Annotated in this window: 4 protein-coding genes and 1 pseudogene; 2 read left to right on the top strand and 3 right to left on the bottom strand. The window is 47.6% G+C overall.

Features of this window, described 5'->3' with window-relative positions:
- Positions 1 to 95: 95 nt before the first annotated feature.
- Positions 96 to 416: pseudogene (locus FHW16_RS28635) on the top strand (transposase); the annotation flags it as partial.
- An 84-nt stretch (positions 417 to 500) separates the two neighbouring features.
- Here FHW16_RS28635 and FHW16_RS28630 read toward each other — a convergent pair.
- Genes FHW16_RS28630 through FHW16_RS28620 form a run of 3 tightly spaced genes read right to left on the bottom strand, consistent with a single transcriptional unit; the run spans position 501 to position 3836 of the window.
- Entirely contained in the window at positions 501 to 1388 is an 888-nt protein-coding gene (locus FHW16_RS28630; protein WP_182552854.1) for a plasmid partitioning protein RepB C-terminal domain-containing protein, read from the bottom strand.
- Positions 1378 to 2268, bottom strand: coding sequence for a plasmid partitioning protein RepB C-terminal domain-containing protein (locus FHW16_RS28625; protein WP_182552853.1), 891 nt, complete (start codon positions 2266 to 2268; stop codon positions 1378 to 1380). Before FHW16_RS28625 ends, FHW16_RS28630 begins: the two co-directional genes overlap by 11 nt.
- A complete protein-coding gene (locus FHW16_RS28620; RefSeq protein ID WP_348643943.1) occupies positions 2265 to 3836 on the bottom strand; it encodes a recombinase family protein in 1572 nt (523 codons plus the stop codon). The genes FHW16_RS28625 and FHW16_RS28620 overlap by 4 nt, the downstream gene beginning before the upstream one ends.
- Positions 3837 to 3918: 82 nt before the next feature.
- On the opposite strand from FHW16_RS28620, the gene FHW16_RS28615 reads away from it, so the two are divergent.
- Entirely contained in the window at positions 3919 to 4254 is a 336-nt protein-coding gene (locus FHW16_RS28615) for a hypothetical protein (RefSeq protein ID WP_182552851.1), read from the top strand.
- Positions 4255 to 4336: the final 82 nt, after the last annotated feature.

Below are 4336 nucleotides of genomic sequence, written 5' to 3'. Positions count from 1 at the left end.
CGCTGCCAAGTCGGATGGTCAGATCTAATCTAGGGGGGTCAAAATTGGATGCCGATTACCCCGCAAACGGGGTCAATTTTGCATGCCTAAACACAGGCGAGGAACGGCCAATCATCCATTCTGATCGGGGAGCCCATTATCGCTGGCCAGGCTGGCTAACGCGGATCAGCGAAGCAAACCTAGTTCGCTCGATGTCCTGAAAGGGATGCTCGCAAGACAACGCCGCGTGCGAAGGGTTCTTCGGCCGATTGAAAACCGAACTCTTCTTTCCACGAGACTGGAAGGCCATCACGATCGAACAGTTCGTCACCGAAGTGGATGCCTACATCCGCTGGTACAATGAGAAGCGTATCAAGATATCTCTGGGATCGCTCAGCCCGGTCGAGTATCGTCAGAGCCTCGGCCTGAACTTATGAAGCAGTCCAACTTTTTATCCGCATCCCCACCGGCTCAGGTCTAAGTGGAAACCAACACTAGGTGCCTAGAAACCTCACAGCTCTTCATTCACTACTCTGGTCCAGTGACGATGAAGCAACGATTGTTTGGAATTCGGTAAGGAGTTCAGAGTGGTGCACCGATAGATACCTTTGTATCTCAACATTCTTAATCAGTTTCGACACGTATCCTGAAGCAACAACCAAATTGAGTACACCGTCACCGTACGACGCTTCGACAGCTTTGAAATCGGACTGGAGACTAGACATTTCTCGCTCCATGCGCGCTATCTGTTCCGGGGTAAGCCCCATTATGCGTTTCGGCCGCTCGGGTTTATCCAAATCATTTTGCCGCGTGGCCGCCAACAACGCCTTCGCATAGCTGGCCGTATAATTTCCCGCAATTATCATTAATTCGGCTACTTCTATTTGGCGCAGAGGCTTCATTTTACGAAGAACACCGAAGGTAATTGGGTTAACGGATTTGTCCTTGAAAAGCTCAACCACCTCGGGGCAGATTCCGTTAAGCAATGCGCGGCGTCGCTTGATTGCCAGAACGTCCATGTCAAGCATTTTCGCAAGTCGAGCTTCTGGAACGCCGCGCTCCAACGCATGGACAATCATAAAGTGCTCCTGAATAGTGGCTAATCGATTTACTCGTTTGTTATAGGTGTAGGCCTCGTCATCTTTAGCGATGAGGCATCTCACTGCTTTTTCTCCCCTATCAATAAGAGCCGAATATCGAAGATAACCATCTAATAAGATGTATTTATCAGCCTTCGCTCGGGCAACAACGAGCGGCTCCACTATCCCAATCTCATCAATTGATGCGGTAATCCTTTTGTATTTCGTAGTTAAAAATACCGACTCTGGTACTTTTCGAAGCAAAAGTATGGTTGAAACATCGAGCACACGGATGTTCCTATCGAAACCTATTTCCACCTCATTGGACATATCTATCACCCGACACTCTCTCGGCTAATGATCGAGGCAAGGTGATCATGTGTTCCGCACGCAATAGAGTCGTGAAATTGCTGTCTGACATTAGCCGCCGCAAGGCGTTAACAACAAAAAGTAACCTACTTTGTGCAACTGCAGCTTTCTTGATGAGAAGTTTCTGTCGCTCGGTCTCTTTCCTATACGTACGGATGAGCGCCTCCGCAGTGACTTTTTTCCCCGACTGCTTAGAGCGATTGGCCATACCGGACGTCGATTTTCCGGTTGAGTTCCTCTGGTCAATTATGCGCCGAATTGCGAGTACCTGATTTCCTGGAAGGGTCCGCTTTTCGTAAGCTTCAGCAAGTGCATCTTGCACGTCCGCTTCGTGCGCGCGGGCTATTTCCATAGCAATGCTTGGTGGAATTATGCCTTTTTCCACTCCAGTCAGTAACCGCTCTTCTCCATGATCGAGAAGATAACATGTCGCATAAATGTATTCTTCACTGTAATCCACTTTTGCGGCTATCTGTGAATTATCGTAACCCTGTTCGCGAAGGGTGGCGATCGCTGTCATAAACTCCATTGACGAATGATTTCGCCGCGCCAGATTCTCTACAAGGCTCATCATGTAGCATTCTTCAACAGTTGCTGTGATCATAACTGCTGGAATTTGCGATTGCCCTAGTACAAGGAAAGCTTCCATTCTGCCCTGCCCGCAAACGAGATCGTATCCCGAACCATCTTCCCGCTTGCTGACTGTAATCGGCTTCTTCAGTCCTAAATTGGCAATGCTGGTAACCAGTTCATTGAATATCTTCTTGTTCCTCGAACGTGGATTAATGATGGTAATTTCATTGATAGGAATATTACGGATTTCAGATGATTCATCTTTCATGCCAAACTCCTGATATCGGTACGGGTCGAAAGATCGAAGAATGTTTCAAGTGAAGTTACGCGATAGTTGTCAATATAGACGCCATTCTCGTCGGCTAGCTTGATATCCGCTCCAAATACGTCGATACGCGGGAGCAAATAATAATCTTGTGCACTCAGATTTTCCCTGTCCATGCGAACGACAATTGTAAGGTCGGGACAAAGAGAAGTATCGAAGCGGATTTTCCAACGTTTTGAGCCTGCAGCTGTATGCAAGCACCGAGCCAAGACTATGGACGCAGTAAACTCATCATTGATTGTCAAAAGATCTGAAATCGGGTCAACGAAAACACTTCCTCCGAATATTCGAACCTGTTCCAGAACCTCAGCTACCACTTCGCGGTGTTTTGTTCGGAGAAAACGATTTGCTTCAACGTAGCGATAATCGCGGCCAGGCATATAACCGATGAGTTGGTAGGCACGAATAAGGGTACCAAACCGGTTTCGATAACTGGTGCTCGATGGCATGTCATCGCGTTCATCAATTATCAGGCCAGAGAGGTAGCCATTTGCTCCTAACAGATCCGATAACTTGTCAAGCATCTCCTGGTCAGAAAACCTACGGCAACGGTCTTCAATAATAGAACGGGCGGCATTGAAGAGCTCAGCGTCAACGATTGGATTATATGCTCCATTCCGGCGAACCCAAATGTCGGCAGCATTGCGCACCCTCCTCTTTTTGAGCTTAAATGACGTCCTGTTATAGACATTGTTTCCTATATACTTCTCGTTGGTGAGCACTTGATGGACGGTTCCTCTCGTCCACGGGCGGCCGAGGTCAGTAATTTTTCCCTCACCATTAAGTATTGCCGAAATTTCACTTTCATTGCGTCTGTGTTCCACAAAAAGGCGGTACATCCTTAAAATTGTATTCACTTCATTAGCTGGCCCAGGCACCAATATAATGCGGTCAGATTGCAGACTTTTCTGTTGTCCAATCTGCAGAAGTGTCTTTGGCAAGCCATTTTCATCGAGCAACTGCCGACGTAATCCATAACCGGCTAAGCCACCCTGATGGCGACCGTGATGTACCTGCTTACAGTGCCCCTGAAAGACTTTGTTTGATAGTTCCCGGCTGAATTCTCCAGCCATCACACGTTTCATTCCTTTGATAATGGTTGCACTTAGGCTGCCATCATTTTCAAATTGCTCTGCGCAATAATGTACAGAGATACCCGCGGATCTGCAGATATACTCATAATAGGCACTTTCATCAGCGTCCTGAAAACGACCCCAACGGCTGACGTCGTATGCGAGAATAAATTCATAATCTGCATTCCCGCACTGAACATCAGCCAACATTTGTTGCAAAGCTTTGCGCCCATCAATTCTAAGCCCGCTTTTGCCGGCGTCTGCATAAGTACGAACGATAGTGATGCCCCGCTCATCTGCGTACCGCCGAATTGTATCCGCTTGGTTTTCCGTAGAGTACTTCTGATGGTCTGTTGACATGCGAACGTACTGCGCAGCCCTTCTCAGAGTGCCGCGATCAGTAACGTCTCGGAATGGAATACCAGACCTATCTGTCACTTACTTTGTCCGTTTTCAGTGTTGGCAAAGCGCATTATCAAGCGTCCCCCAATTATCCACAGCGTAAGGAAGGAAAAAACGTATGTCGTTTTCAAAGGCAGACCGAAATAATCAGGCCAAGTTCGGAAAAGATTTTCAAGCAATTCGCCTTGGCGCGACTGCATATGCGGAAGCTGTTTCCGGCGCATTACATGACGAATACGACACAGAAAGATCGGCCGTGAAAACGGTTGCGAAACTGACAGGTGCGAATGAGCGTTCTGTGAAGAATTGGTTCGATGGCAAAAATGGACCGAGTGGAGAACTGCTAATACTTCTTTGCGGTAAATCTGACCAAGTACTCGAAACTGTGCTTATTTTGTCAGGACGACGAGAGCTCGTACCATCTATCGAACTTCTAAAGATTAGGCCCTGTTGACAAAGTATGGGAGCCATAGCTTTGCAGCCGCCAAAGCGAGAAACGCAGCGAATGAAGTTTTTGTCTTGTCAAAGCGGGTTGC

It is taken from the genome of Phyllobacterium myrsinacearum (genome assembly GCF_014138285.1).
Lineage (GTDB): Bacteria > Pseudomonadota > Alphaproteobacteria > Rhizobiales > Rhizobiaceae > Phyllobacterium > Phyllobacterium myrsinacearum_A.
The sequence above is the reverse complement of the archived record's forward strand: the minus strand, read 5'-3'. Positions and strand labels throughout refer to the sequence as shown.

Excerpts from the sequence above, each read along its gene's own strand:
- FHW16_RS28630 (WP_182552854.1), bottom strand. The coding sequence starts at position 1,388 with ATGTCCAATGAGGTGGAAATAGGTTTCGATAGGAACATCCGTGTGCTC.
- FHW16_RS28625 (WP_182552853.1), bottom strand. The coding sequence starts at position 2,268 with ATGAAAGATGAATCATCTGAAATCCGTAATATTCCTATCAATGAAATT.
- FHW16_RS28615 (WP_182552851.1), top strand. The coding sequence starts at position 3,919 with ATGTCGTTTTCAAAGGCAGACCGAAATAATCAGGCCAAGTTCGGAAAA.